The sequence below is a fragment of the Nonomuraea sp. bgisy101 genome, from assembly GCF_057708945.1.
In genome coordinates this window covers 89,747-115,812 of the sequence record NZ_JBYITD010000008.1, presented here as the reverse complement: position 1 = coordinate 115,812, position 26,066 = coordinate 89,747, and the positions used below count along the sequence as shown (strand labels likewise).

23 protein-coding genes are annotated in these 26,066 nt (G+C 71.2%); 5 read left to right on the top strand and 18 right to left on the bottom strand.

Going from position 1 to position 26,066, the window contains the following annotated elements; genetic code table 11:
- Positions 1-60: 60 nt before the first annotated feature.
- Positions 61-1,281: an MFS transporter gene (locus tag AC3EO4_RS17050; RefSeq protein ID WP_431896485.1), complete on the top strand. Its 1,221-nt coding sequence runs from the start codon at positions 61-63 to the stop codon at positions 1,279-1,281.
- Here AC3EO4_RS17050 and AC3EO4_RS17045 read toward each other — a convergent pair.
- From AC3EO4_RS17045 to AC3EO4_RS17030, 4 genes are read right to left on the bottom strand one after another with little or no spacing between them, the layout of a single operon-like run.
- Positions 1,271-2,767 carry a dipeptide ABC transporter ATP-binding protein gene (locus AC3EO4_RS17045; RefSeq protein WP_431896483.1) on the bottom strand — a complete coding sequence of 499 codons (1,497 nt, stop codon included), beginning with the start codon at positions 2,765-2,767 and terminating at the stop codon, positions 1,271-1,273. The two genes, AC3EO4_RS17050 and AC3EO4_RS17045, sit on opposite strands and share 11 nt — an antisense overlap.
- Positions 2,764-3,546: an ABC transporter permease gene (locus AC3EO4_RS17040; protein ID WP_431896481.1), complete on the bottom strand. Its 783-nt coding sequence runs from the start codon at positions 3,544-3,546 to the stop codon at positions 2,764-2,766. Before AC3EO4_RS17040 ends, AC3EO4_RS17045 begins: the two co-directional genes overlap by 4 nt.
- A complete protein-coding gene (locus AC3EO4_RS17035; RefSeq protein ID WP_379576517.1) occupies positions 3,546-4,451 on the bottom strand; it encodes an ABC transporter permease in 906 nt (301 codons plus the stop codon). Before AC3EO4_RS17035 ends, AC3EO4_RS17040 begins: the two co-directional genes overlap by 1 nt.
- Complete coding sequence (locus tag AC3EO4_RS17030) at positions 4,448-6,037, bottom strand: ABC transporter substrate-binding protein (RefSeq protein WP_431896479.1); 1,590 nt, start codon at positions 6,035-6,037, stop codon at positions 4,448-4,450. Before AC3EO4_RS17030 ends, AC3EO4_RS17035 begins: the two co-directional genes overlap by 4 nt.
- Before the next feature lie 91 nt (positions 6,038-6,128).
- Here AC3EO4_RS17030 and AC3EO4_RS17025 point away from each other — a divergent pair, with 91 nt between their 5' ends.
- The 3 genes from AC3EO4_RS17025 to AC3EO4_RS17015 are packed head-to-tail and all read left to right on the top strand — an operon-like array spanning position 6,129 to position 7,787.
- Positions 6,129-7,031, top strand: a complete 903-nt coding sequence (locus tag AC3EO4_RS17025; protein ID WP_431896477.1) for a TauD/TfdA dioxygenase family protein — start codon at positions 6,129-6,131, stop codon at positions 7,029-7,031.
- A 22-nt stretch (positions 7,032-7,053) separates the two neighbouring features.
- On the top strand, positions 7,054-7,434 hold the full coding sequence (locus AC3EO4_RS17020) for a hypothetical protein (protein ID WP_379576512.1): 381 nt from the start codon (positions 7,054-7,056) through the stop codon (positions 7,432-7,434).
- A gap of 11 nt (positions 7,435-7,445) precedes the next feature.
- Positions 7,446-7,787 carry a YbaB/EbfC family nucleoid-associated protein gene (locus tag AC3EO4_RS17015; protein ID WP_379576510.1) on the top strand — a complete coding sequence of 114 codons (342 nt, stop codon included), beginning with the start codon at positions 7,446-7,448 and terminating at the stop codon, positions 7,785-7,787.
- On the opposite strand, the gene AC3EO4_RS17010 is transcribed toward AC3EO4_RS17015, so the two are convergent.
- The 14 genes from AC3EO4_RS17010 to AC3EO4_RS16945 form a co-directional block, all read right to left on the bottom strand.
- Positions 7,784-8,605, bottom strand: coding sequence for a WXG100-like domain-containing protein (locus AC3EO4_RS17010; RefSeq protein ID WP_379576508.1), 822 nt, complete (start codon positions 8,603-8,605; stop codon positions 7,784-7,786). The two genes, AC3EO4_RS17015 and AC3EO4_RS17010, sit on opposite strands and share 4 nt — an antisense overlap.
- Before the next feature lie 98 nt (positions 8,606-8,703).
- The gene (locus tag AC3EO4_RS17005) at positions 8,704-9,858 is read right to left on the bottom strand and encodes an MsnO8 family LLM class oxidoreductase (RefSeq protein WP_431896474.1); all 1,155 of its coding nucleotides are present in this window, start codon (positions 9,856-9,858) and stop codon (positions 8,704-8,706) included.
- Positions 9,855-10,889, bottom strand: coding sequence for an LLM class flavin-dependent oxidoreductase (locus tag AC3EO4_RS17000; protein ID WP_379576504.1), 1,035 nt, complete (start codon positions 10,887-10,889; stop codon positions 9,855-9,857). The genes AC3EO4_RS17005 and AC3EO4_RS17000 overlap by 4 nt, the downstream gene beginning before the upstream one ends.
- Positions 10,886-12,070 (bottom strand): LLM class flavin-dependent oxidoreductase, encoded by a 1,185-nt coding sequence (locus tag AC3EO4_RS16995; RefSeq protein WP_431896473.1) that lies wholly within the window; start codon positions 12,068-12,070, stop codon positions 10,886-10,888. Before AC3EO4_RS16995 ends, AC3EO4_RS17000 begins: the two co-directional genes overlap by 4 nt.
- On the bottom strand, positions 12,067-13,377 hold the full coding sequence (locus AC3EO4_RS16990; protein ID WP_431896471.1) for an NtaA/DmoA family FMN-dependent monooxygenase: 1,311 nt from the start codon (positions 13,375-13,377) through the stop codon (positions 12,067-12,069). Before AC3EO4_RS16990 ends, AC3EO4_RS16995 begins: the two co-directional genes overlap by 4 nt.
- Positions 13,374-14,129, bottom strand: a complete 756-nt coding sequence (locus AC3EO4_RS16985) for a glutathione S-transferase C-terminal domain-containing protein (RefSeq protein WP_431896469.1) — start codon at positions 14,127-14,129, stop codon at positions 13,374-13,376. Before AC3EO4_RS16985 ends, AC3EO4_RS16990 begins: the two co-directional genes overlap by 4 nt.
- Positions 14,130-14,179: 50 nt before the next feature.
- Positions 14,180-14,968, bottom strand: a complete 789-nt coding sequence (locus AC3EO4_RS16980) for a nucleotidyltransferase domain-containing protein (protein ID WP_431896467.1) — start codon at positions 14,966-14,968, stop codon at positions 14,180-14,182.
- 26 nt (positions 14,969-14,994) lie between these two features.
- Entirely contained in the window at positions 14,995-16,128 is a 1,134-nt protein-coding gene (locus AC3EO4_RS16975; protein WP_431896465.1) for an MFS transporter, read from the bottom strand.
- 47 nt (positions 16,129-16,175) lie between these two features.
- The gene (locus AC3EO4_RS16970; protein ID WP_431896464.1) at positions 16,176-17,264 is read right to left on the bottom strand and encodes a YcaO-like family protein; all 1,089 of its coding nucleotides are present in this window, start codon (positions 17,262-17,264) and stop codon (positions 16,176-16,178) included.
- Between the two features lie 266 nt (positions 17,265-17,530).
- Positions 17,531-18,487 carry a hypothetical protein gene (locus AC3EO4_RS16965; RefSeq protein ID WP_431896463.1) on the bottom strand — a complete coding sequence of 319 codons (957 nt, stop codon included), beginning with the start codon at positions 18,485-18,487 and terminating at the stop codon, positions 17,531-17,533.
- A complete protein-coding gene (locus AC3EO4_RS16960) occupies positions 18,484-20,907 on the bottom strand; it encodes an AAA family ATPase (RefSeq protein ID WP_431896461.1) in 2,424 nt (807 codons plus the stop codon). Before AC3EO4_RS16960 ends, AC3EO4_RS16965 begins: the two co-directional genes overlap by 4 nt.
- Positions 20,907-22,046 (bottom strand): exonuclease SbcCD subunit D, encoded by a 1,140-nt coding sequence (locus AC3EO4_RS16955; protein ID WP_379576489.1) that lies wholly within the window; start codon positions 22,044-22,046, stop codon positions 20,907-20,909. The genes AC3EO4_RS16960 and AC3EO4_RS16955 overlap by 1 nt, the downstream gene beginning before the upstream one ends.
- A 10-nt stretch (positions 22,047-22,056) precedes the next feature.
- Positions 22,057-23,808 carry an ATP-binding protein gene (locus AC3EO4_RS16950; RefSeq protein ID WP_379576487.1) on the bottom strand — a complete coding sequence of 584 codons (1,752 nt, stop codon included), beginning with the start codon at positions 23,806-23,808 and terminating at the stop codon, positions 22,057-22,059.
- 205 nt (positions 23,809-24,013) lie between these two features.
- Positions 24,014-24,685, bottom strand: coding sequence for a helix-turn-helix domain-containing protein (locus tag AC3EO4_RS16945; protein ID WP_431896460.1), 672 nt, complete (start codon positions 24,683-24,685; stop codon positions 24,014-24,016).
- 121 nt (positions 24,686-24,806) lie between these two features.
- Between AC3EO4_RS16945 and AC3EO4_RS16940 the strand changes: the two genes are divergently transcribed.
- Positions 24,807-26,003 (top strand): RNA-guided endonuclease InsQ/TnpB family protein, encoded by a 1,197-nt coding sequence (locus tag AC3EO4_RS16940; protein ID WP_431896459.1) that lies wholly within the window; start codon positions 24,807-24,809, stop codon positions 26,001-26,003.
- The last annotated feature ends 63 nt before the right edge of the window (positions 26,004-26,066 follow it).

The window sequence follows — 26,066 nt, the reverse complement described above, 5'->3', positions numbered from 1 at the left end:
CGAATCCCGCCAGCCGGGCCGCCCACCGGGGCAGCAGGCTACGACGTCGTGCTTCTACGTATGGATGACGTCCGCCGCGACTTCGGCCTGCTCTGGGCCGGGCAGTCGCTGTCCTTGTTCGGCGACCAGTTCATGAAGCTGGCGCTTCCGCTGGTCGCCGTGACCGCGCTGGGGGTCTCGCCCGCGCAGGCGGCTCTGTTGCCTTTCGCCTTGTTCCTTCCCTTCCTTCCGCTCGGCCTGCCCGCGGGGGCGATCGTCGACCGGTTGCCGCGCCGTACGGTGATGCTGGTGTGCGACGGCGTGCAGGCGGTCGCGTTCGGCGCGGTGTGGGTGCTGCTCGCCGCCGGACTGCTGACCTTTCCGCTGCTGCTCGGGCTGGTGCTGCTGAGCGGGTGCGCCGTGGTGTTCTTCCAGGTGGCCTACTCCTCCTATCTGCCCACCCTGATCCACGACCGCGAGCGCCTGCACATCGGCAACGCCCGCCTGTCGCTGTCGGAGTCCGCGGCGAACGCGGTGGGCCCGATGGTCGCGGGCCCGCTCATTCACGCGCTCGGGGTGGTCGGCGCGATCGCCGCCAACGTGGTCAGTTTCCTCGCCTCGGTGCTGTCGCTGACGCTGATCAGGCACAGGGAGCCGGTACGGCAGGCGGCCGCCCGTGAACGCGGCTGGCTACGCAGGGACATCGTGGAGGGCCTGCGCTTCGTGGCCGGGCACCCGCTGCTGGAGCCGATCATCTCGTGCGGCACGACCTACGTGCTGTTCCTGTCGATGGTGGAGACGAGCCTGGTGCTCTACTGCCGTGACGTGCTGGGCCTGTCGCCGCAGTGGATCGGCGTGGTGCTCGGCGCGGCCGCGGCCGGCTTCCCGATCGGCAACCTCGCCTCGGCGCGGCTGGTGCGCAGGTTCGGGGCGCCGCGCACGCTGGTAGGCGCGGCGGCGTTGTCAGTGGCGGGACTGCTGTCGATGCCGGTCCTGGGCGCGCAGGTGGGCGCCGTCGGGCTGGTGGCGGGCAGCATCGTGCACTGCGTGGGCGAGGGGGCGTTCGGCCCGACCTCGCTGACGGTGCGGCACACGGCCGCCCCCGCCGAGCTGCTCGGCAGGGTCGGCTCGGTGCACCGCTTCCTGATCTGGGGCGCGATGTCGCTCGGCGCTCTGCTGGCCGCCGCCGTCACGGCGCTGGCCGGGCTGTCGGCCGCGGTGTGGATCGGCGCGTTCGGCACCGCGCTGTGCCTTCCCGCACTCGTACGGCGTGGCGTCCGCGCCGCGGCGTTCAGCCGATAGCCAGTCCGGGCACGGCCGCGACCAGTTCCTCGGTGTAGGGGTGCCGCGACCTGAGGAACACGGCGTCGGCCTCTCCCTCCTCCACCACCTGTCCTTCCTTCATGACCATGACCCTGTCGGCCAGCCGGTGGACCACGCCGAGGTCGTGGGAGATGAAGACCATCGCGGTGCCGTACTCGGTCTGCAGGCCGGCGAGCAGGTCGAGCACCTGGGCCTGGATGGAGACGTCGAGGGCGCTGACCGGTTCGTCGCAGACGAGCACGTCGGGCCGGCCCGCCAGTGCCCTCGCGATGGCGACCCGCTGCCGCTGGCCGCCGGACAGCTGCCGGGGGTGCCGGTCGGCGGCCGAGGCGGGCAGGCCGACGCGCTCCAGCAGCTCGAGCGCCCTGGCCCTGCGCACGGGCCTGGGCGAGTTCGCGAGGGGTTCGGCCACGAGCCTTCCGACGGTGTGGCGGGGGTCGAAGGAGTCGAGGGGGCTCTGGGAGACGATCTGGATCATCGAGCGCCACGGACGTCTCACGCGTTCGGGCAGGTGGCTCCACTGCCGCCCGTGCAGGTCGATCCGCCCGGTTGCGGGTTCGGCCAGGCCGAGCAGGAGCCTGGCGAGCGTGGTCTTGCCCGAGCCCGACTCGCCGACGACGCCGAGGGTCTCGCCCCTGTGCAGGGTGAGGGAGACGTCGTCGAGAGCCTGGCGGGAGCCGTACCGCAGGGACAGGTTCGAGGCGGTCAGGACGGGGGTGGCGTAGTCGGGGGCGGGACGGCTGACGGTGTGCGGGGACGGGGCGAGGTCGGCCCCTTCGCCGGCCAGGCGACCGTCCTTCATGACCAGGACACGGTCGGCGATGGAGGAGACGACGGCCAGGTCGTGGCTGATGAGCAGCAGCGCGGTGCCCGCGGCCTTGCGCTCGGCGAGCAGGCGCAGGATCTGCGCCTGGACGGTGACGTCGAGCGCGGTGGTCGGCTCGTCGGCGATGATCAGAGCGGGTTCGGCGGCGATGGCGGAGGCGATCAGCACCCGCTGGCGCAGCCCGCCCGACAGCTGGTGCGGGCGCTGCCCGATCCTCGCGGCAGGGTCGGGGACGCCGACCCGCTCCAGCAGGTCCAGCACCCGCTCGCTACGGCGGGCGCGCGGCACGACGTCGTGGACCCTGAGCACCTCGGCCACCTCCGCCCCGACCGTGCGCAGCGGGTCGAGCGAGACGAGCGCGTCCTGCAGCACGAGCCCGGCGAAGCGGCCGCGCAGCCGCCGCCACTCCCGGGGGCCGAACGCGAGCGCGTCCCTGCCGCCGATCTCGAAGAGGTCGGCCTCGACCGTGGCGCCGGGGCCGGCCAGTCCCAGCAGCGACCGCGCGGTGACGCTCTTGCCCGAGCCCGACTCGCCCACGATGGCCACGCACTCGCCGGGCGCGATCGACAGCGAGACGTCGTGCACGACCTCGTCGCCGTCGAAGCTGACGCGCAGGCCTTTGACGTTGACCAGGCTCACGGGGTCCTCCCTTCGAAGCGGCGCTGCAGGCGCCGGCCGATCACGGTCAGGCAGACGACGGTCAGGGTGATCGCCGCTCCGGGGAAGAACGCCTCCCACCAGGCGACGCGCAGGTAGTTGCGGGCCTCGGACAGCATCGCGCCCCACTCGGCGGCGGGCGGCTGGGGCCCCATGCCGAGGAAGCTGAGCCCGGAGGCGGCGATGACGGCCGTGCCGAGGCCGATGGTGGCCAGCACGGGGATGGGCGCGAGCACGTTGGGCAGCACGTGCCCTGCGACGATCGCCAGGCGGGGCCTGCCGAAGGTGACGGCCTGCTCGACGTAGCCGGCGCGCCTGACGACGAAGGTCTGCGCGCGGATGACGCGGGCGTAGTTCGGGATCTGGGCGACGGCGATCGCGAAGATCACGTTGCCGGTCCCCGGGCCGATGATCGCGATGATGAGCAGGGCGAACAGCAGCTCGGGGAGCGTGGACAGCACATCGAAGGAGCGGGCGAGCGTCTCGTCGGCCCACCGGGGCGACAGGCCGGCCGTCAGGCCGAGCAGCACGCCCGCCGCCACCGCGATGCCCGTGGCGGCGACGCCGATGCTGAGGGAGTGGCGCGCGCCGTACACGACCCTGGACAGGATGTCCCTCCCGAGGTGGTCGCTGCCGAACCAGTGCCCGGCGCCTGGTGGGGTCAGGGCGTTCAGCGGGTCGGCGGTCAGCGGGTCCGCGCCGGCCAGCAGGCCCGGCACGGCGACGGCCACCGCGAGCAGCACGAGGAACGCTCTGGCCATCACGCGCTCCTCAGCCTGGGGTCGATCAGCCGGTAGGCCAGGTCGAGCAGCGTGCTGATCGCGACGTAGACGGCGGCTGAGAGCACGACGACCGCCATGACGACGGGCAGGTCCTGTCCGGTGACGGCGTTCAGCGTGACCTGGCCGAGGCCCGGCCTGCCGTACAGCGCCTCGGTGATGATCGCGCCGCCGAGCAGCCCGCCGGTGAGCCAGCCGGCGAGCGTGACGGCGGGGAGCAGCGCGTGCCTGAGCGCGTGCCTGACGACCAGCGCCCGCTCGGTCAGGCCCCGCGCTCTCGCGGTCACCGCGAACGGCTGCTCCAGCGCCCGTTCGAGGCCCTCTCTCAGCACCTGGCCGAGCACTCCCGCGATCGGCAGGCCGAGCGTGAGCGCGGGCAGCACGAGCGCGGAGGCGTCCTTCGCGCCCGACACGGGGAACCAGCCGAGGGAGAAGGAGAAGACGAACAGCAGCAGGATGCCGATGAGGAACGGCGGCACCGACACCGACACCAGCTGGAAGGCGGCGACGGCCGAGCGGATCCACCTGCCCCTGCCGGCGGTGGCGACGGCGACGAGCACGGCGAGCGTCACGCCCACGCCGCCCGCGGCGAGCATCAGCTCCACGGTCGGCCCCAGCTGGTCGGCCAGGACCGCGCCGACGTCTCGGTGGAGCAGGTAGGAGCGGCCGAGATCGCCCTGGACGAGCCTGCCGAGGTAGGCGACGTACTGCACGATCTCGGGCCGGTCGAGCCCCCACTCGCGGCTGATCTCGGCCCTGATCTGCGGGGTGTCGGCGCCGTCGCCGACCAGGATGTCCACGACGTCGCCGGGTGCCACCAGCAGCGCCAGGTAGGCGGCGGTCGCCGCGGCCCAGAGCACGGCCAGGCCGCTGAGCAGCCGTCTCACGTGCCGATCCGCACGTCGTAGGCGCTCTTCGGGGTGCCGGAGACCGGATCGAAGCCGAGCCCTGTCACGCCCTTGCTCGCGGCGATCTGGTCGGCAGGCACGTAGATCGGGAAGACGATCGCCTTCTCCGCGACCACCCGCTGCTGCACCTTGGCGTACAGCGCGGCGCGCTCGGCCTGGTCGGAGGTGGCCGAGGCCTTGGCCAGCCACGCGTCCACCTCGGGATCGGAGTAGCGGGTGCGGTTGATCGCGCCCTTGGCCGGCAGGATGAGGTTGAGCGCGGCGCCAGCGTCGGAGTCGCCGCGGGAGTTCTCGAAGACCTCGTACTGGTCCTCGTCGACGGCCTTCTGCGCGCTCCCCTGGTCGACGATCCTGACCTGGAAGTCGATGCCCGCGGTCTGCTTGACCTGCGCCTGTACGGCCTGCGCCAGGATGTCGCGGCGATCCCTGACGAAGGGGGCGGCGGCGACGGTCCGCACGGTGAGCCGCCTGCCGTCCTTCACCCTGAATCCTTCGGCGTCCCGCTGCTTCCAGCCCGCCTCGTCGAGCAGGGCGTTGGCCTTGGCGGCGTCGCCGCCGTAGGTCTTCTCCAGGCTGGCGTCGTAGAACGGGCTCGTCCTGCCGACGATGCTCCACGCCCTGGTGGCGGTGCCCTGGTAGACGGAGGTCAGGACGGCGTCCAGGTTCACGGCTTCGCGGAAGGCCTGCCGTACGCGCTGGTCGTCGAAGGGGGCGTGCGAGGTGTTGAAGTAGTAGGAGAAGGCGGTGCCGGAGTTGAGGGCCGTCCGCACGGTCAGCCCGGGATCCTGCTTGATCAGGTTGAGCTCGGTGGCGGGCACGCCTTCGATGACCTGTACCTGTCCCGAGGTGAGCGCGCCCACTCTGACGGCGGCCTCGGGCAGGATGCGGTAGGTCACCTCGCGCAGGCTCGCCGCGCCCTTGAAGTAGGCGGGGTTGCGTCGGTAGTGGATCTCCTGTCCAGGGGTGAACCTGTCGAGGATGAAGGGGCCGGTTCCGACCAGGTCGGGGCCGCCGGCCTTGAGGTCCTTGGCCGCCTTGAGCGAGGCGGGCGAGACCTGCCCGCCGTAGGGCGAGGCGAGGAAGTCGAGGAAGAGCGCGTCGGGCTCCTTCAGGGTGATCTTCACGGTGTGGGGTGAGACCACCTCCGCCCTGTCGAAGGCGCGCAGCTGGATGGCCTTGACGGCCGGGTTGTAGCCGGGCTCGGCGAACTGGTCGAGGTTGGCCTTGACCGCGGCGGCGTCGAAGGGGGTGCCGTCGTGGAAGGTCACGTCGTCACGCAGGTCGAAGGTGTAGGTGAGCCCGTCCGCCTTCCATGCCTTGGCGAGCCACGGCACGAACTTCCCCGATCCGTCGCGCGTGATCAGCGGGTCGAACTGGTTGAAGACCAGGAGCCTGACCTTGTTCTGCGCCCACCGGTGCGGGTTGAACGTGATCGGCTGGGTCTCGATCGCCCAGGTCAGGGTGCCGCCGTCGGCTTGCGTTGGAGTGGTGGTCTGCTGGGTCGATCCGCACGCGGCAAGGGCGGCGGCGGCGAGGAGGGGCAACGCGCCCTTGAGAAGGTTCAACGATGTCCTTTCGCGATGGCTTGTCACCGAGCGATTAACCTATTAAAAAAGTAGGTAATACAGGAATTGCTGTCAACGGGAGGATCACGACATGCCCGCACCGGTCATCACCCGCGTCTCAGGGACCATCGGCGCCGAGGTCTCCGGCGTACGGCTCGGCGGCGACCTCGCCGCCGATCTCGTCGCCGAGCTCAGGCTCGCCCTGCTGGCGCACAAGGTGATCTTCTTCCGCGGCCAGCACCACCTCGACGAGGCCGCCCAGGTGGCCTTCGCCGCCCTGCTGGGCCCGCTCACCACCGCCCACCCGACCGTGCCCTCGCTCAACGGGCACGGCAACATCCTGGATCTCGACTACAGCAACGGCCACAAGGTCGACCGCTGGCACACCGACGTGACCTTCATCGACCGGCCGCCGACGGCCTCGGTGCTGCGTGCCGTCGACGTGCCCGCGGCGGGCGGCGACACCCTGTGGGCCAACACGGTCGCCGCCTACGAGAACCTGCCCTCCGACCTCAGGACGCTGCTGAACGGGCTGCGGGCGGTCCACACCAACGTCCACGACTACGTGCGCATCGCGACCGCCGACGACCCGTCGAAGGCCAGGAAGTACGCCGAGGTGTTCGCCTCCACCGTCTACGAGAGCGAGCACCCCGTGGTCCGCGTGCACCCCGAGACGGGCGAGCGCTCGATCCTGCTCGGCGACTTCGCCAAGCACCTCGTGGGGCTGCCGCGGGACGTCTCCGCCTCGGTGATCGCGCTCATCCAGGACCGGGTGACGCAGGTGGAGAACACCGTGCGCTGGCGCTGGTCGCCGGGCGACGTGGCCGTCTGGGACAACAGGGCGACCCAGCACAGGGTGGTGCACGACTTCGGCGGCCAGCGCCGCCGGCTGCACAGGGTCACGATCGCGGGGGAGGTGCCCATCGGCGTGGACGGACGTCCCAGTACGGTCGTCTCAGGCGACGCCTCCGCCTACACGCCCACCGCCGCCTGACCGCTGATCGAGAAAGGCTCACATGCCTCCGAAGGACCCCGACTCCCCCGGGCCGCGGCCTGGGGGACAGCCGCCCACCACCGACGCCCACACCTCGTCCTTCGGCACCGCCGCCAAGGCGTTCGACGACGAGCACCGGCTCTTCGGCACCGACCTCGCGGCCGCCCTCGCCGACATGGCCGCCATCGGCGATTTCGCGGGCGACGACGAAAGGGGGGTGAAGTTCAAGAACGACTACGTCAAGCACGCCGCCGACGCCGCCACCTACATCGAGGCGCTGCGAGCGGCCTATCCCGAGATCTCCGCCCGCCTGCGCCTGACGACGGCGGCACTCGACATGGCGACGTGGGCCACGATCCAGGCCACGCCCAAGATCCCAGCCCCGCCCACCTACAAGCCCTGATCGGAGATCCCTTGTCCGAACCCACCATCGACGCCGAGGTTCGCAGGCTGCTGGCCGACTTCGCCGAGGAGATGCGCCCCCTGCAGGAGGCGCGCGAGCGCATGGCAGACGTCCGCGGCCACGGGGAGGCCGCCGAAGGGATGGTCCGCGCGGAGGTCAGACCGGGCGGCGCCCTGTCGGGGCTGACCATCGATCCCCGCGCCATGAAGCTGGGCTCGGAGGCGCTGGCCGAGGCGGTCCTCGAAGCCGCGAGCACCGCCGCGGCCGACGCCGCCACCAGGCTGTCGGAGACGGTCGGCGAGACCATGACCCCGTATCTCGAGGACGCCAGACGCTTCTACGACAGCCTCTAACGGCTCCAGCCCTTGCCCAGCTGCCCCGCGCCGACCAGGAGCTTGCTGATCATCTGCTGCCAGGTCGGCAGCAGGCTGGCCGGGTCGTCGAGGATGTCGCCCGGCCGGTTCAGAGCGTTCGCCGTCACGGTGAAGACACTGGATCCGGCCAGGAACACCACGTACTTGTTGAGGTCCGCGTTCTTGGGAAGGATCTTCTCCACGCGCTTGAAGTTGGCGGGATCCACGCTGTAGAAGACCAGGGCCGCGGCGAAGTTCTTGCCCATGGCGGTGAGGTTGTCCGACAGCGAGCCGATGTCGTCGCCGAAGCTGAGCTTGACGCCGTCCACGATCACCTGGTCGGCGATCGCGTAGAAGAGGCTGCCCGAGACGTACTCGCCCAGCCTGAGCAGGAGCTTGGCCTGCACCCTGCGCATGGCCCTGCGCGCGATCCAGTTGGTCATGGCGCCGATCTCCGGCCACGCCATGAACATCAGCATCTCCAGGTAGGAGATGATCGCCATCTGCAGGATCTTGCGCTGGGTGTCGTCCAGCACGTCGGCGTAGTCGTCGCACACCTTGGCCAGGCCGCGCACGTACGCGGAGACCTGCGGAGGGTACGGCTTGAGCCGGTCCTTCCAGTAGTCCTCGAACGCGTCGACGCCGGCGCCCGAGTTCGTCTTCCACACCGCTTCGGCGACCTCGTCCAGGTCGCGCAGGCTGGAGTCCACCCGTGTGGCGATGCGCCGCCACACGGCCGCCACCTCGCGCGCCTTGTCCGGGTCTCCCTCGGGCCACTGGACGAGCAGCATGATCCCGACGAAGGTCGTGATGCTCATGCTGCCCAGGGGATAGACCGTCAGGCGGCTGAGGGGCACGGGCGTCTCCAGATTTTTCAGACGGCTTAAGAAGGGAATTTATAGCTTATGTCGGTTGATCAGGCGAGATCGGCCCATGCCTTCGCCAGCAGCTCGTAGGAGCGCACCCGGTCGGCGTGGGCGTGGGTGATGGTCGTGACCAAGAGCTCGTCGGCGGCGGTCACCCGCTGCAAGGTCCTCAGGCGTTCCGCCACGGTGTCGGGGTCGCCGACGAACTGCGTGTCGATCCTGTCCTGGACCAGGGCCCTGTCACTGTCCGTCCAGACGTGCGCGTCCGCCTCCGCTGGGCTCGGATAGGGGATCGCGCCCTGGCCCGTCCGGATGCTGCGCACCCACAGCCCGTACGGCCCGGCCAGCTCCCTCGCCGTCGTCGCGTCCTCCGCGACCACGGCGTCCGCCGACACGATCACGTAGGGCTCGTCGAGCACCTCGGACGGCCGGAACGCCTTCCTGTAGCCCTCGACCGCCTCCAGCACCGAACTGGGGCTCACGTGGTAGTTCGCGGCGAACGGCAGGCCGCGCTCGCCCGCCACCCGCGCGCTCTGGCCGCCGCTGCTGCCGAGGATCCACAGCTCCACCTCGGCCCCCGTCCCCGGTACGGCTCGCGCCCTGTGGGTCCCGCGCAGGAAGGCCAGCACCTGGTCGATCTGCTCGGCGAAGTCGGGCGTGGTGGCGCCGGGCTGCTGCAGGAGAGCGGCCTGGAGGGCGAGCTGAGGATGCCTGGCCAGCACCGACCAGTCGAACGGCTCGGGGATGAGCAATCCGTCGACCACCCTCGCCCCGCCGGACGCGCCTGCCGGCCCCCCGGCATCACCGGGCTCCTGAACGGCGCCGGCGGCGGGGGTGGGGTGCGCCCCTGCGGTGGCGAGCTCGGCCCTGCGCTGACCGGACCGGCCGATGCCCAGGTCGATCCGTCCCGGGTACAGCGCGTCGATCAGGCCGAACTGCTCCACCACCGACAGCGGCGTCTGGTGCCCGAGTTGCACGGCGCCAGACCCCACCCTGATCCGCGACGTCGCCGCCGCCACCAGCGCGATCAGCACGGCGGGCGCCGAGCTGGCCACTCCCGCCGCGAAGTGGTGCTCGGCCAGCCAGTACCTGCGGTAGCCGTACTGCTCGGCGCGCACCGCCAGGTCGATGGTGTTGCGCAGCGCCTGGCCCGCCGTACCGCCGGAGGAGATGGGCGCGAGGTCGAGGATGGACAGCGACGTCATACGGCCACCTCCGGGAACGGGCGACTGGGGATCTCCTTGCGCAGCACGGGCGCGATCTCCGACTGGAACAGCTCCAGCGCGGCGCGATGCTGCGCGGAGGTGAGCCCGTCGGCGTCGGCGTGCAGGTGCATGACCTCGTGGCCGAAGCGCTCGTGATAGCGCAGGACCTTGTCGACGATCTGCTGCGGGCTGCCCACGAGGATGGAGCCGCGCTCGACGGCGTCTTCGAGGGTGTGGAAGACGGGGTCCACGCCCACCTTCCTGAACAGCGCGATCCTCGCCTCGAAGATCGGCCGGTAGGTCTCGAGCGCCTCCTGGGAGGTGCGGGCCGCGTAGTAGCCCGCCGTACCGGCTCCGACGAGGGCGTCGGCGGGGTCGTGGCCGTAGGCGGCCCAGCGCTCGCGGTAGTGCTCGATCAGCTCGGCGTAGGGTTCGACGGGGTTGGTGACGTTCGCGGAGAAGAGCGGGTCGCCGTAGAAGGCCGCGAGGTCGACCGACTCCTTGCTGGTGGCACTGCCGTGCCAGATCCTGATCGGCCGCTGGAGCGGGCGCGGCCAGGTCTCCGCGTCGGTCAGCGAGGGACGGAACCTGCCCTCCCACGTGACCTTGTCCTCGCGCCAGAGCCGGCGGAAGAGCTCGTAGCCCTCGCGGTTGCGTTCCCACTGGTCGTCGGGCGTGACGTGGAAGAGCTGGGCCTGTGCGGCCCCGTTGCCCTTGCCGATGATCAGTTCGAGCCTGCCGCCCGACAGGTGGTCGAGGGTGGCGTAGTCCTCGTACGCGCGGACGGGGTCGAGCAGGCTGAGCGTGGTGACGGCGGTGAACAGCCTGATGCGCGTGGTGCGGGCGGCGATGTGGCTGAGCACCACCGGCGGGGACGAGGAGATGAACGGCCGCTCGTGCCGCTCCCCCACGCCGAACCCGTCGAAGCCCAGTTCCTCGGCGAGCACCGCGTTGTCGACGACCTCCCTGAAACGTTCGGTGGGCGATCGCTCGTCATTGTGAACAATCAACGTGATGGCAAGAAATTTCATGATGCCTTCCCGTAGCGGCTGGTGGGGCGAGGGAGGCCGAGCAGCCCGCGCAGCGTGTCCGCCTCGTACCGGTCCCTGAACGCGCCCCTTCGCCGCAACGCCGAGGTCAGCCCCCGCGTGATCGCCTTCAGGTCGTACGGCAGCGCTCCAGGCCGCAGCCTGAAGCCCTGGATGCCCGCCTCGTGCCAATACAGCAGCAGGTCGGCCAGCTCCTCGGGAGTGCCGGTGAAGATCTTGGCGTCGGAGACCAGCTCGCCGCCGTCGAGCTCGTCGAGCCGCTGCTTGCGCTCGGCCGCGTCCCTGCCGAGGAAGACCACGAGGTCGGCGAAGACCTTCACCCTGGCGGGCAGTTCGGCGACGATGTCGGCCGCGTCCTGCCGCGAGTGCGGCGTCACGTAGACGACGTCGGCGTGCTCAGCCGCGAACGCGTACGGGATGGCCGAGTGCGCCAGCGCCGTCACCACCGGCTGGCCCTGCGGCGGGCGGGGCGTGATGGACGGTCCCTTCACCGCGAAGAAGCGCCCCTCGAAGTCGATGTAGTGCAGCTTGTCGCGATCGATGAACCGCCCGGTGGCCGGATCGCGGATCTCCGCGTCGTCCTCCCAGCTGTCCCACAGCCGCCTGGCCACCTCGACCGCGTCGCCCGCCTCCTCGAACAGATCTCTGACGGTCTCCTCCCGCAGGGCCCTGACCCTGTCGTCCCCCTCCAGGCCCGCGAAGTCGCGCAGCGGGCCCTCGCCGAGCGAGGGCAGCTCCCTGCGCCCGAAGTGCCGGGCCTCGGTGGCGCGGGCCGAGATCTGCGCCCGCCAGCCCGCCCTGCCCCTGCTCACGTGATCGAGCGTGGCGATGCCGACGGCCACGTGGAAGGGCTCGGTGTGCGTGGTCGTCGCCGTGGGAACCAGGCCGATCCTGCTGGTCAGCGGCGCGAGCCTGGCCGCGAGCAGGACGGCGTCGAGCCGCCCACGCACCTGGTCGGTCCGCTCGTCCGGCCCGTCGAGCAGCGTCGACTGCAGGCTGAACGCGTCCTCGATCGTCACGAAGTCGAGCAGTCCCCGCTCGGCCTCGGCGACGAGCCCCGCCCAGTACCGGGCGGACAGCAGCGCGTTCGGCCTGGCGGTCGGCTCGCGCCACGCGGCGGGATGCCAGCCCGCGCCGTCGAGCGCGGCAGCCAGATGGATCATCGGGGACCTCCGATGCCGAGGTGGTCGCGCAGCGTCCTGCCGGTGTACTCGGTGCGGAACACGCCCCGTTCCTGCAGCAGCGGCACCACCCTGTCGACGAACTCGTCGAGCCCGCCGGGCGTCAGGTGCGGCACCAGGACGAACCCGTCGGCCGCGTCCTGCTGCACGTGCTGGTCGATCTGTCCTGCCACGCTCTCCGGCGTGCCGACGAACGTCTGCCTGCCGGTCACCTCGATGACCAGCTCGCGGATCGACAGGTGCTTCTCCTCGGCCAGTGCCCGCCACTTGGCGGCCACCGCCGCCCTGTCGCCGATGGGCACCCGCCCCTGCGTCACGCCCTCCCCCACTTCCAGATCGGGAAGCGGCCCGTCGGGGTCGTGGTCCGACAGGTCCCTGCCCCATACCTGCTCGACGAAGGCGACGGCCGTCTGCGGCCCCACCTGCTGCCTGCGGATCTCGGCGGCCCTCTCCGCCGCCTCCTCGTCGGTGTCGCCGAGCGCGAACGTGGCCGCCGGCATGATCTTCAGCTCGTCCGGCTCCCGCCCGTACCGCTGGAGCCTGCGCTTCACGTCGGTGTAGAAGGCCTTGCCGTCGGTCAGGGACCCGTGCCTGCTGAAGATGACGTCGGCGGTCTCCGCTGCGAACTCCCTGCCGCTGTCGGAGTCGCCCGCCTGGATGATGACCGGACGCCCCTGCGGGCTGCGCGGCAGCGTGAACCGCCCTTCCACGGTGAAGTGCCGTCCGCTGTGGCGAACGGTGCCGATGGCGCCGGGCCTGATGGCATGCCCCCTGGGAGTCTCGCCAGGGGCCCACGAGTCCCACAGGGCGCGCGCGAGCCCGACGAACTCGGCGGCCCTGGTGTAGCGGTCGGCGTGGTCGAGGTAGCCGCCGCGCCTGAAGTTCTCCCCCGTGAAGGCGTCGGAGGTGGTGACCACGTTCCACGCCGCCCGGCCTTCGCTCAGGTGGTCGAGCGTGGACAGCCGCCTGGCCAGTTCGTACGGCTCGTTGAAGGTGGCGTTGACGGTGCCGGCCAGGCCGAGCCTGTCGGTGACGGCGGCCAGCGCGCTGAGCACCGTGAGCGATTCGGGGCGGCCGACGACGTCGAGGTCGTGGATGCGGCCCTTGTGCTCGCGCAGGCGCAGGCCTTCGGCGAGGAAGAAGAAGTCGAACCTGCCGCGCTCGGCCGTACGGGCGAGGTGTTCGAAGGAGGCGAAGTCGATCTGGCTGCGCGAGCGGGGGTCGGTCCAGACGGTGGTGTTGTTGACGCCGGGGAAGTGGGCGGCCAGGTGGACCCGCTTCCCGCTCACCGGCCGTCCTCGAAGGTGTCGGCGAAGGCGGGGTGCTGGTGGAGGTCACGGGCGTAGGCGGACAGGTTCGGGTAGGCGGACAGGTCCGCGAGCCTGACCAGGTGGACCCACAGCCGCACGTCCGACTCGGTGATCACGTCGCCGAAGAGGTGGCGGCGGTCGCCGAGCCTCCGGTCGAGCCGCTCCAGCGTCTCGGGGGCGGGCCGGCGGTCGAGGCCCGAGTTGATCGCGTCGATCTCGGGCCGCAGGTCGGACGGGTAGAGGTCGACGCCCGACGACCACTGGGTGGCCAGGTCGATGGTGATGTCCGGGTAGTGGTTGCTGACGATCCTGCCGAGCGTCCTGTCCCAGAGCACGGGGACGGAGATGTGCCCGAGATAGCCCTTCTCGGTGGCCTCGTAGGCCTGTTCCAGGAAGGTGAACCCGTTGACCGGGTCGGGTCCTCGCCGCTCCCTGAACGCCCACCCGCGCCCGTCGCGCTCGTCGTCGACGTAGGCGAGCGAGATCACGTCCTCCAGGCCCTTCAGCCTGCGGACGATCACCGCGCGGTGGGCGTAGGGGCACACCCACGAGACGTAGAGGTGGTAGCGCCCCGCCTCCGCCGGATGCTCGCGCGACCCGATTCGTCCCTGGAAGGGATAGATCGGGCGGTTCCATCCGGCTGAGGTGTGCGCCCGGCCAGGCCCGTACGGCCCGTAGGCGTCCAGGTCGGCAGGGCTCGCGTAGGCCGGTGTATCGGTGGGAGCGGTCACGACAGACTCCTCTTCTCCGCATTGCCTACATAAAAAGTAGGAAAAGAGGGTTATCCTGTCAATGCCCGCACCTCCCCGACCAGCTCGGCGGCCCCGTCGACCGAACCCTGCGCGAAGACCGCCGCCACCCGCTCCGCGAACCCGTCCGGGGCGATCTCCAGCCGTGCCGCCGAGGCGACCATGCCCTTCTCGTTGATCAGCCACCGCCCCGCCCTGCCGTGCAGCGCGTGGCAGGCGACCCCCACCGCCCTGAACAGGCACCCCGCCGTGTACGCGGGGTCGTCGCCCTTCACTCCGTAGCGCGCCAACTGCACGGCGAAGTCGGCCTCCCACAGCCCTTCGACCAGCGTGCGTCCCAGCGGCTCCGGATAGCCCTGCGTGGCCGCCTTCAGCTCCCCGATCTCGCCGGTGGGATCGGCGAAGACCTTGCACATCGCCACCTCACCGGCGTAGGCGTGGGAGTAGAAGCCGAGCGGATGCCCCGCCTGGACACCCACCTCGTACCGGCCCCGCAGGCAGTCGGCCCAGACGGCGCGCACCCTGTCCAGGTCGCGGTAGATCCAGTCGACCCGCCACCCCTCGACCGTCAGCCAGCCGCCGCCGTCGACCCACGGCCCCCATCCGCCGGGCGCCGTCACCTCCACGCTCTGCCCGCTCACCTCCAGGGCGAGTGCCCGCAGCACCTCCACGTCCAGCGAGCCCCTGTAGTACAGGCCGAGATCGATGTCGGAGTCCGGCCTGTGCGTCCCACGAGCCCTGCTGCCCCCGAGCACCACGCCGACCACCCCTGGGACCCCGGCGAGACGTCCGGCCAGCTCCCGCAATCGCATGTCACCCATGACGGGCCATTGGAGCACAGCGAGGATCAGCCGACGGAAACCCTCACGGAGACGCGGACGGCGTGCAGGCCGGACAGGACGACGCCGGCGACCACCAGCACGAGCAGCAGGTGGTGGTCGATCAGGGTCACGAGGACGACGCCGACGGCGACCGACAGCAGCTGGCTCCCGCCGCTCAACGCCTCGAAGGCCGTGGACACGCGCCCCACGACCTCGTCGGGGCTGCGGCGCTGCAGCAGGGTGCGGACGGCGACACTGGCGAGAGTGAGGCTGACCCCCGCCAGCGCCATCGAGACGACCATCGCGCTCTCCGCCGGCACGAGCCACATCCCGATCGCCATGCCGTAGACGGCGATGCCCGCGCCGACCATGCGCAACTCCCCGAGCCTGTCCACCAGTCGGGCCACGACGAAGCCACTCGCGATGGCCCCGACGCCCATGGCGGTGGAGGTGACGGCGGTGAACTCGGGCGGGCGGCCCAGCCCCTCGATGACGGCGAAGATGAGCGACTCGGACAGCCCGGCCGCCAGGAACATCAGCACGAACGCGGTGACAGCGGGACGGATGGCGCGCTCGTCCCTGATGTGCCGCAGCCCCGCGGTGAACTCCTCGCGCCACCGGCCGAAGGGACGGCGGGCGACGGGAACGGGAGCGGGCAGCAGCGCGAACGCGCACGCCGCGAGGGCGAAGGTGAACATGTCGAAGGCGACGACGGCCCACAGTCCCGCGCCCGTGTAGACGGCGACACCGAGCAACGGGCCCAGCAGCCTGGCCCCATGGCGGGTGGTCTGGAGGGCGTTGTTGGCGTGGGCGAGCAGTTCCCCGGGCAGCATGCTCTTCAGCAGGCCGCTCAGCGCGCTGAAGATCACCGTGTAGGAGCAGCCCATCGCCGCGGACACCGGATAGACCAGCCAGTAGGTCTCCATGCCCGTCACCAGGACGAGCGGCAGCAGCGCGACGGCGGAGCACAGGCAGGCGACCACGAGAAAGCGCCGCCGGTCGACCCGGTCGATCACCATGCCGAAAAGCGGCGCGAAACACATCGGCGCGGTGAAGAAGAACAACGCCAGTCCCGCGGCCCCGTCGGACCCCGTCATCTTCTTCGCCAGAATCGACGGGATCAGCAGCAGAGAAGCGTCTCCGAGCAAACTCGCGGCCATACCGAAAAACACCGTCCGGAAATCCCGGCGGCCGAGTACGGCACGCATCAAGTCAACCGGCGCATGGCCCGGCCCGTAGGCAGCACGGGAATCGCGTTGTGCACCATGGAGAAGGTGTCCATTCCTGGAACGACGACCGTCACGACGGGGCAGCCGGGGCCGCGGGGATTCCACCGGAAAAGATAGGCCGACAGTCCGGCGGCGGCCAGTGCGTCGAGGACGGTACCGATCTGCCCCTCGACGGAGGCCTCCCCCGAACCGCCGGCTCTGAGCTCGGTGGGGGTCAGCCGGTCCAGCAGGGGCGCGGGGTCCACGCGCGCGCACCTGTCGAGCAGCGGCCACGGCCGCAGCGATTCCAGCCTGCGCGCCAGCGTCCGGTCGACGCCGAGCGACAGGTTGAACCGCGACTGCCCGAGCTCGGTGAACGCCCGCTCGACCGCGTAGGCGGGGTCGAGCGACGCGCCCGAACCCAGCACGCCGGGGTAGTCGCCGGCCTCGAACGGCAGCGCGCAGTAGGCGGGAATGCCCAGGTCGGAGGTGATGTCGAGGAGGAGGGCCGCCTCGTCGGGCACGGCGGCGACCGGCGCCTCCCCGAGGTACCAGTCGAGCAGGGCGTGCGAGAGCGCGTCCCTCTCGACGACCTCCAGCAACCCGTGCAGCACCGCCTCGTTCTCCGTCACGCCCGTCGCCGTGCCGCTGTCGTAGGCGTAGCGCAGGTAGGGCTCGTACCCGCGCAGGTCGTCGCCGGGAATCGGGTGATCCCTGCAGGCGGGCGACCGGGTGAAGGCCGGGTACCACAGCGGTTCGCCGCCTTCCGCCAGCGGCTCCAGCAGCAGGCACGCCGGCGCGGCGGACGGGAAGTCACGGCCGAGCCTGGCGAGCATCTCGTCGCCCTCGATGCCCCGCTGGGCGAGAACCGCCGCCACCGGCAGCACCCGCACGCGTGAGGTATCGGAGGGAAGGGCGGCCTGGCCACGCTCGTGCTGGAGATGCTGCCACGCCTCGAAGAGAGCACTCGCCCTGCTCTGCTCGCCGCGCCCCTTGCCGAGCGACTCGGCCACCAGTTCGCCGGAGGGGGCGACGACAGAACAACGGTGGACGGGAAACTCCGCGGTACCGGAGGACACGAACTCCACCGATAATCCCGAATCCCTGAATAAGGACTCGATGATGCCGAGCGAATCGGCGAGACCGACCTCGCGCTCTCTCCGGGCGCGGGACTCCACGGTCAGCGGACCGTGAACGACTCGTCCAGCAGAACCATTTCCGAGAGCGTGAGCGAGAATTCGTCTTCCAGGACCGAAGTACCTGGCTTGAGCAGGGTCACACCATCAGAGTTGCTGTTTCCCATGACGCCCCTTTCTCGTGTCGATCACCACCGAAACACGAGAAAGGAAAACGGTCAAGAATGGGCGGCGGTGCGCAGTGCCCGGTAGAGGAGCGCGGGGTCGCCGAGGCGATGGCGCAGCAGCTTCTCCAGGCCGCCGATGGGCACGAGGTTCTGCGGCGCGCGCGGATCCTTGTAGTCCACCCCGGCCAGCGAGGGCAGCACGAGCGTCAGCGTGTCGGCCAGCCGTACGACCTCGTCGACGGACAGGTCCGCGCCCGCCTCGCACCTGGCGATCCCCGCCCACGGCGCGGACGAGCGGACCGGCAGGCGTACGTACCAGGCGTGCCGCCGCCAGCTCGTGCCCATGAGGAAGACGGGGGTGCGCTGCCCCGGCGCGAGCGCCGAGACGACCGCGCTCTGCGGCCCCGGCAGGTAGGCCGTGTGGTGGGTCTTGATGTACCCCACGGTGCGCGGCAGGTGGGTGCGCCCGCGCAGGGGCCCGTCGACGAGCAGCAGGTCGTCGGCCAGGGAGCGATACTTGACCGCCAGGTCCACCTCCAGCTGCGTGACCTGGCGCTGCAGCGCCAGCGACAGCTCGTCCATGCTCGGGCCCGAGGCCCGCTCGGCACGGTAGGTGGCGTGCGCGGTCTTGACCTCCGGCGTGTACGGCGAGGCGCTGAACAGCGACCTGCCCACCTCGAGCGCGGCGAGCCTCGCCCCCGAAGGACCGCATTCGACGATTCCCGCCGCGTAGGAGGCGGCGATGCCCGGGATCGGCATCGGCGAGGAGGGATCGTGCACCCACACGCGCGCGTCGATCCTGCGGACCCCGTCGGCGATCAGCAGCGCCTCGGGCGCGACCGTGCCGGGCGGCGGGTCGACCGGCTTCCAGTCGGCCGCGTCCCTCTCGACGTCCAGGACCAGCTCGGCGCTGGTCGGGCCCAGCTCGGCCAGCGCCTCGACGGACAGCGCCGCCGCGTAGCCCGGATCCCATGGATCGACGGTGAACTCGGTCACGGACGCCGTCATGTCCCCGCCCTCCGTAGGTGCGACCCCTTGGCGTCGCGGCCGATCTCGAACCGCACGGGCACCCTGTCGGCCAGCGCGGGAACGTGCGTGACGACGCCGACCATGCGGTCCTGCCCCGCCGCCAGGCGTTCGAGGGTCGCGGCGACCGTGTCGAGGGTGGCGGGGTCGAGCGTGCCGAACCCCTCGTCGAGGAAGATCGAGTCGAGGCTGCGCGCGACGGTGCCCGACAGCGCGAGGGCCAGGGCGAGGGCGGCCTGGAAGGTCTCTCCGCCTGACAGCGTGCGGGCGCTGCGCCGCATGCCCGCCTCCGCGTGGTCGATGACCTCGATGTCGCCCTTGCCGCCGAGCGTCAGCTCGTACTGCCCGTCGGACAGCTCGCGCAGCGTGTCGGAGGCCGTGGCGACCAGGAGTTCGAGCGCCTCCGCGCACAGCCACCGCTCGAAGGCGTTGGCGCGCAGCAGCAGGGTCAGTTCGTGCGCGACCCTGGTCTCCTGCTCCTTCTCGGCGGCCAGCGCCTCCAGGCCCCTCGCGCGCTCGCGGTCCTCCCTGACCCGTTCGAGCCTGCCCTCGGCGCGGGCGACGGCGGTGGCGACGGCCGCGCCGAGCTGGTCGGGCGCGGCCTGCGCAGGGACGGCGATCTCGTGGTCGGCCAGCAGCCTGACGAGCCTGGCCCGCTCCTGGGTACGGCCCGCCTCCACCCTCGCCAGCTCGGCCTCCCGCTCGGTCAGCACCGCGCGAGCCGCTCGCCCCGCCTCGTCCCGCCAGCCGATCAGGGCCGTCCACGCCCTGTGCAGGTCCTCCCGATCGACGGGAGGAGGGGCGCTGCCTCCGGGGTGGGCGCCGAGGCTGAGGACGCGGTCGCGGGCCAGCTCGAGCTCGCGCCACGCCTGCTCCGACCTGTGCCCGGCGCTCTCGGCCGCGCGCCGCGCCTTCTCGAGCCTGGCCCTGCCCTCACGGACGGCCTTGCGCGCCTCTGCCACGACCGCGTCGGCCTTCCGCACGGCGGCCATGCGCTCCTCCAGCGCGGTCCGCTCACCGGGCGGCGGCAGCTCGGCCAGCCTGGCGGCGAACGCCGCGACCTGCGAGTCGAGCATGGCCGCCTCGGTCTCGGCCTTGCCGAACCTGGTCCTGGCGCGCTCGGCCTCGGCCCTGGCGGCGGACAGGGCGCGCTCGGCCGTACCGACGTCGGACAGGGCGGGGTGGTGCGGCAGCTCGGTGAGGGGGCGCAGGCACGTGGGGCACGGCTCGCCGACCGACAGGCGGGCGGCCAGCTCGGCGGCGGTGTGGGCGTTGCGGAGCCGGTCGCGCTCGCGCTCGGCCGCGGCCAGCGCCTCATCGGCGTTCCGCGCGGCCTGGCTCAGGCGCGGCAGCGCGTCACGGGCCTGCGCCGCGGCGTTCCTGGCGGCGGTGGCGGCAGCGGTCACGCGCTCGTGCTCGTCGAGGGCGGCCAGGCGCTGCGCGAGCGTCTGGCGGTCGCCGAGCGCGGCCAGCTCGTCGTGCGCACGGTGTTCGTCGGCCTCCAGCGCCGCCACCTCCTCGGCGACGGACGTCACGGCGGCCACGGCCTGCCTGGCGGTCTCGGCGAGCGTCGGCACCTCTGCGGGCATCAGCAGCGACTGCAGCGCCTTGACCCGGACGGCGACCGCCTCGCGGTCGGCCATCGCCCTGCGGATCTCCTCCTCGCGGGCCCGCAGCAGGTCGAGATCGATCCGCTCGGCCAGCGCGCGCAGCCTGGCGACCTGTTCGCCCGCCGCCTGCTCGGCGGCGGCGTCGGCGCCCGCGAGCTTGCCGAGCTGGTCGCGGGCGAACGAGGCGGCCTGCTTGCTCGCCTCCTCCTCGCGCACGGCACGCTGCCGGATCCGCTCGTAGACGTCCGCGTCGAGGAGCTGCACCAGCAGGTCCTGCCGTTCGCGCGGCGCGGCGTGCAGGAACTCGGCGAAGCGGCCCTGCGGCAACACCACGCACTGGGTGAAGAACTTGTACTCCAGCCCCGTCACCCGCTGCACCTCGGGAGTGACGGCGTCGCCTTCGGCGACGGGCCGCAGCACCGCCTCCAGCACCTGGGTCAGGTCCCCGTGGACGGCGGGGTCGAGCTCGTCGAGCCTGGCCTCCTTGGTGCGGACCGTGCCCTTGGTGTCGCGCTGGAGCGCACGGACCACGCCGTGGCGGCGGCCCCCGCCCTCGAAGACCAGCGCGACCTTGCCCGCGGCGGCCGAGGGGGCGAGCGCGTGGGCGATCACGTTCTCCTTGCCCCAGCGTGGCACCGTGCCGTACAGCGCGAAGCAGATCGCGTCGATCACCGTGCTCTTGCCCGCCCCGGTCGGGCCGATCAGCGCGAAGTAGTCGATGTCGGAGAAGTCGATCGTGACGGGTGCGCGGAAGCTGCCGAAGTTCTCCAGATGCAGCAGAAGGGGTCGCATCAGCCGGTCACCTCGTCGTACAGCCGGTCGAACAGCCCCGCCACCTGGTCGTCGTGCCGCCCACTGCTGGTGAGGTAGTCGCGGAACAGCTCGCGCGGGCTGCGCGACGCGCTCGACGCCTTCGGTACGGCACGCACCGGCCTGAACCGCTCGTCGAGCGTCACGTCGAGCGCGCCCGGCAGCAACTCCCTCACCGTGTCGGCCAGCCCAGGGCGGGGCTTCTCCTCCACGATCACCTTCAGCCACGCCTCGCCGACGTCCATGGCCTCGAGCTGTTCGAGGGTGCCGGAGACCGTCCGCAGGGTGCGGGCCTGCTCGAACAGCACCTCGCGCACCACCGCGGGCCGTCCTGGCGAGACGTCGATCAGGAGCGCGCCTGGCGTGTTGGCCTCCTCGCCGAAGTCGACGGCGACGGGCGAGCCGCTGTACCAGATGGGGCACGGCCCCGGGATCTGCTGCCTGCGGTGCAGGTGGCCGAGCGCGGCGTACTGCGTGGAGGAGGGGAACGCGGTCGCCTCGAAGTAGTACGAGAAGATCGACTGCGCCTCCCTCTCGCCACCGCCGAACGCCCCGCCGGGCAGCGTGCCGTGCGTGGTCACGATGTTGACGGTGTCGGCCTGGAAGGGGGCGGTCAGCGCGCCGAGCAGCTCGCCGACCCTGGCGGCGTAGTCGCGGTTGTGCTCGGCCGCGGTCCCCGTCAAGACCTCGGCCGCGCGCACCACGTACCTGTGGGACAGGAACGGCAGGACGGCCAGCCGTACGGGCTCGCCCGTCCTCGCGGTGAAGGACAGCGTGCCGCCCTTGTCGGGACGGCGGAACGCGCCGACGACCTGGATGCCGAGCGCGCCGAGCACCGGGCGGTAGACCTCGAACAGGTGCGGGTTGTCGTGGTTGCCCGCCAGCACCACCACGTCGCGCCCGTCCTCGCGCAGCGCCATCAGCGCGGGCATGACCAGCGCCTGGGCCTCGGGCGTGGGGGCGGAGGTGTCGAAGACGTCGCCCGCGACGATGACCGCGTCCACGTTCTGCTCGCGGGCGGTCGCGACCAGCTCCCTCAGCACCGCGCGGTGCTCGTCGATGCGGGAGCGGCCTTTGAGCACCTTGCCGACATGCCAGTCGGCGGTGTGCAGGATCTTCATCGGGCTCCGATCAGAACGGCGGGATGTCCTCTTCTTCGACCAGTCCTTGGAACGGGTCCTGGCTGGCCTGTTTGATCGGCACCGCCTCCGACGGCCTGGTGGCCCACGCGGGGAAGGGGAAGGCGACGGCGAGCGGCACGGGGATCTCGGGCTGGGCGACGAACATGGTGCCCGGCTTGGCGATCGTGGCCCTGTCCCTGACGGCAGGGGGCAACCAGCCGTACTCGGACCTGCCGGCCTCGGCCGGGTCGAGACGGCCCGCCACGCGCACGGCGCTGTTGGAGACGATGCGGCGCTCCACCTCGGAGGCGGTCTGCTGGGCGCCGATGAGGATCACGCCAAGCGAACGGCCGCGCTCGGCCACGTCGAGCAGGATCTCCTTGATCGGGGAGTCGCCCTCGCGCGGCGCGTACTTGTTGAGCTCGTCCAGCACGACGAACAGCAGCGGTCTGGCCGTGCCCGAACTCTCCTTCCTGGCGAACTCGCCCCGCAGGACCACGCCGACCACGAACCGCTGGGCGCGCTCGGGCAGGTTGTGCAGGTCGACGATGGAGACCTGCGCGTCGGACGTGCGGATCGAGTGGGGGCGCCCGCCCGCCACGTCGCCCCTGATGATCGGCGACAGCGCCCTGACCGCGCTGCGCAGCCGGCGCAGGAACGCGTTGACCGTGCCGAGCGGGGTCTGGGCGCCGGTCCACGTCACCCTGCTCCCCTCGTCCATGAGCTGGTCGCTCAGCAGGTCGACCAGGTCGGGGAAGGTGCGGCACACCCCGCCCTCCGGCAGCTTGACCGCGCCGCCCTCCACCGGCACCGCCCACGCCGCCAGCCGCGCCGCGACCTGGCCGACGAGCAGCGAGTAGCCCGCCCGCTCGTCGTCGGCGTCCGCGAAGACGAAGCGCAGCAACTCCTCCGTGCAGAACTCGGCGAGCGTCCAGTAGAAGGCGCTGACGCCGTGGGTGCGGGCCGAGACGTGCGGGACGGCGTTCGGGTCGTTCGGGCGCGGCGGGGCGAAGACGTGCACGCTCCCGAACGGCTTGGCGGGCAGGCCGAGACGTTCGTACGCGGCGGTCGCGGCGGCGTCGAGGCGGCTGTTCGGGTGGTCGAGGAAGAGCAGGTCCTCGCCCTTCACCGAGAAGATCAGCGCCTTGGTGTTGGCGGCCTCGCTCTGGAGGACCCCCGAGTTGAAGATCGAATACAGGAGGAAGGTGGCGAACGAGGTCTTCGTCGCCACGCCCGAGACACCCGAGATGGAGACATGCGCGCCGCGCGTGCCGTCGAGGAAGTCGAAGTTGACGTAGAGGGGCTGGCCGTCGCGGCCCGTGCCCATCGGGATGCGGCGGTCCATCACGTCGAAGTAGAGCGCCTGGTCGCGGTCGCCCGAACCCGCCCGGTAGACCACCTCTCCGGGCAGCGGCGGCACGAACACCTCCGGCTCCACCCTCGTGACCCGCACCTCGGCCACCTCCACGACGGCGGCCGGCAGCGCGCCGTCGGCGATGAGGAAGACGTCAGAGTCGTAGGCGGCGCCCTCATGCCTGGCCTCGACCGCCGCGACCACACCCGCGACCAGCACCTGACCGTAGCCGGGCACCTCTCTGCGGGTGACCACGACGTCGTCGAGCTGGACGACCCTGCCCGGCTCCAGTCCGATCCAGAAGGAGAGGGGGGATGCGGCCTGCGTGCCGAGCACCCTGCCGACCGCCTCACCGGACACGCCCGCCCCAGGCGTCGCCGTACGGCCCGCCACTCCGTTCTCGATCACTCAGCCCCTCCGCCCCCATAACGCCCTCAACCGCAGCGTAATGGCGTTGGGGGTGTGGGTTCGGCATCTTCCCCGGGTCCGGTGGGTTTCGCCTCGCGAACCACGGCGCTCCGACTCCGCCCCAGAAAGACCTTAGCCCCCGCGTGCGCTCATTCAAGAGCGATCTTCACGACCGGACAAGACGGCACCGCGCCGGCGGAGCGGGTCAGACGATGACGTAGCCGAAGGCGGGCGGCTTGCCGACGGCGCGTTCGAGCTGGCGGAGTACCTTGCGCGGGTCGTCGTTCGGGCCCGCGACGTAGAACGGCCTGCCGTCCCTGCCGAAGGAGACGGTCCCGGCGATCTTCCCCTCGCCCAGGTGGCCCTCGGCGGGCGCGAAGTCCTCGTGCGGCTCGAAGCCGAGGCCCCTGGCGTACTCGACGGAACCCAGGACCAGCTCCCTGGCCAGCTCGAACGGCGCTTCCTGCCAGCCGGGGAAGTCGGAGAAGAAGTAGTCGCGGAAGCGGCGCAGCTCGCGCTCGTCCATGGTGTCGGGGCCGACGGTGTTCTTGACGCCCAGGCAGTAGGTGTCGATCAGGTAGCCGCAGACCAGGAACTTGTCCCAGCCGTGCTTGCGGGCGACGAGCACGCAGACGGTGCCGTTGGTGCCGTCCTCTGCCGGCGCCTCGTCGGCCCAGCCGTCCGCGGTGAGGCCGACGCTCCAGCCGGTGTTCACCCAGCTTCCGACGACCTCTCCCGCCTCGTCGACGGGAGACTCGGCCGCGATCGCCCGGACCAGCGGCGCCACCCTTGACGGCGGCACGCCCAGCGCGCGGGCGATCTCCTTGGGCGACTTGCCCTGGCCGCGCAGTTCGCGAACCTTGTCAATCAGCTCCATCGTGGTAGCGCGGAGGGAACCACCTGCGTAGGCCGACGGGTGAATCCGCGCTCCCTCCCTTCGTTTTGTCGGAGCCCGCCGGTACCGTTGATCCGCCGGGTTGATCGTGAGGGGGGTGGGTGTGCGCAGGTCGTTCAGGTTCCTGCTACGTCCCACCAGCAAGCAGGCCGCCGCACTCGCGCAATGCCTGGAAGATCATCGCCAGCTCTACAACGCCGCTCTCGAGCATCGCCGCACCGCCTACCGCAAGGCGGGCGTGAGCGTCCGCTACGGCGACCAGTCGGCGGAGTTGAAGAACATTCGTGCCGACGACGCCGAGGGGCAGGGCCGCTGGTCGTTCTCCTCCCAGCAGGCGACGCTGCGCCGTCTGGACAAGGCGTTCTCCGCGTTCTTCATGCGGGTCCGCGAGGGCCGCACGCCGGGTTTCCCCCGTTTCAAGGGGTGGGGCTGGTTCGACACGGTGGAGTGGCCGAAGGACGGCGACGGGTGCCGATGGGACTCCCAGCCAGGACATCCGACGACTACGTTCGTCCGGCTTCAGGGCATCGGACATGTGAAGGTCCACCATCACCGGTCGGTGAAAGGCCGAGTGAAGACGATCAGTGCGAAGCGGGAGGGTTCCCGCTGGTATGTGATCCTTTCCTGCGACAGCGTGCCCGCCGAGCCACTGCCCGCTGCCGGCGCGGTGGCCGGGATCGACCTGGGTGTGGCCTGGCTGGTGACCACGAGCGATGGCGGGCACGTCACCAATCCGCGCCATCTCGTAACGTCGGCAGACCGGCTCGCGGCGGCGCAGAGGGACTTGGCTCACAAGAAGCGAGGCTCTTCTCGTCGCGGTCGGGCTGTCGCTCGGGTCGCCGCCTTGCACGCCAAGGTGCGCCGTCAACGCCTGGACTGCGCGCACAAGGCCGCGCTGACGCTGGTCCGCGACTACGACATGATCGCGCATGAGGCCCTTCGGATCGCGAACATGACCAAACGGGCGGCGCCTGAGCCTGACGGCCAGGGCGGCTACCTGGCCAATGGCGCATCGGCCAAGTCCGGTCTGAACAGATCGATCCTGGACGCGGGTTGGGGAGTGTTCCTGACGGTCCTCGCGCACAAGGCTGAAAGCGCCGGTCGCGAGCTGATTGCGGTGAACCCCTCCAGCACCTCCCGCACCTGCGCCCGATGCGGGCACAGCGCAAGAGAGAACCGCGTCACCCAAGCCGAGTTCGTCTGTGTGGCATGCGGGCACACCGCCCACGCCGACGTGAACGCAGCGATCAACATCTTGAGGGCAGGGCTTGCCCTTCGTGAGGCTGCGGGAGCGGCTTAGCGAGAAGCTGCTCCTTTCACGGAGCGGAGGAGTCACAAGGATGGGACTTTATCGCCTCGGCCC

What these genes read in the sequence shown, in the direction of transcription:
- AC3EO4_RS17050 (WP_431896485.1), top strand. Translation starts at nt 61, where the DNA reads ATGGATGACGTCCGCCGCGACTTCGGCCTGCTCTGGGCCGGGCAGTCG.
- AC3EO4_RS17040 (WP_431896481.1), bottom strand. Translation starts at nt 3,546, where the DNA reads ATGGCCAGAGCGTTCCTCGTGCTGCTCGCGGTGGCCGTCGCCGTGCCG.
- AC3EO4_RS17025 (WP_431896477.1), top strand. Translation starts at nt 6,129, where the DNA reads ATGCCCGCACCGGTCATCACCCGCGTCTCAGGGACCATCGGCGCCGAG.
- AC3EO4_RS17020 (WP_379576512.1), top strand. Translation starts at nt 7,054, where the DNA reads ATGCCTCCGAAGGACCCCGACTCCCCCGGGCCGCGGCCTGGGGGACAG.
- AC3EO4_RS17010 (WP_379576508.1), bottom strand. Translation starts at nt 8,605, where the DNA reads ATGAGCATCACGACCTTCGTCGGGATCATGCTGCTCGTCCAGTGGCCC.
- AC3EO4_RS17005 (WP_431896474.1), bottom strand. Translation starts at nt 9,858, where the DNA reads ATGACGTCGCTGTCCATCCTCGACCTCGCGCCCATCTCCTCCGGCGGT.
- AC3EO4_RS17000 (WP_379576504.1), bottom strand. Translation starts at nt 10,889, where the DNA reads ATGAAATTTCTTGCCATCACGTTGATTGTTCACAATGACGAGCGATCG.
- AC3EO4_RS16995 (WP_431896473.1), bottom strand. Translation starts at nt 12,070, where the DNA reads ATGATCCATCTGGCTGCCGCGCTCGACGGCGCGGGCTGGCATCCCGCC.
- AC3EO4_RS16980 (WP_431896467.1), bottom strand. Translation starts at nt 14,968, where the DNA reads ATGGGTGACATGCGATTGCGGGAGCTGGCCGGACGTCTCGCCGGGGTC.
- AC3EO4_RS16975 (WP_431896465.1), bottom strand. Translation starts at nt 16,128, where the DNA reads ATGGCCGCGAGTTTGCTCGGAGACGCTTCTCTGCTGCTGATCCCGTCG.
- AC3EO4_RS16965 (WP_431896463.1), bottom strand. Translation starts at nt 18,487, where the DNA reads ATGACGGCGTCCGTGACCGAGTTCACCGTCGATCCATGGGATCCGGGC.
- AC3EO4_RS16960 (WP_431896461.1), bottom strand. Translation starts at nt 20,907, where the DNA reads ATGCGACCCCTTCTGCTGCATCTGGAGAACTTCGGCAGCTTCCGCGCA.
- AC3EO4_RS16955 (WP_379576489.1), bottom strand. Translation starts at nt 22,046, where the DNA reads ATGAAGATCCTGCACACCGCCGACTGGCATGTCGGCAAGGTGCTCAAA.
- AC3EO4_RS16945 (WP_431896460.1), bottom strand. Translation starts at nt 24,685, where the DNA reads ATGGAGCTGATTGACAAGGTTCGCGAACTGCGCGGCCAGGGCAAGTCG.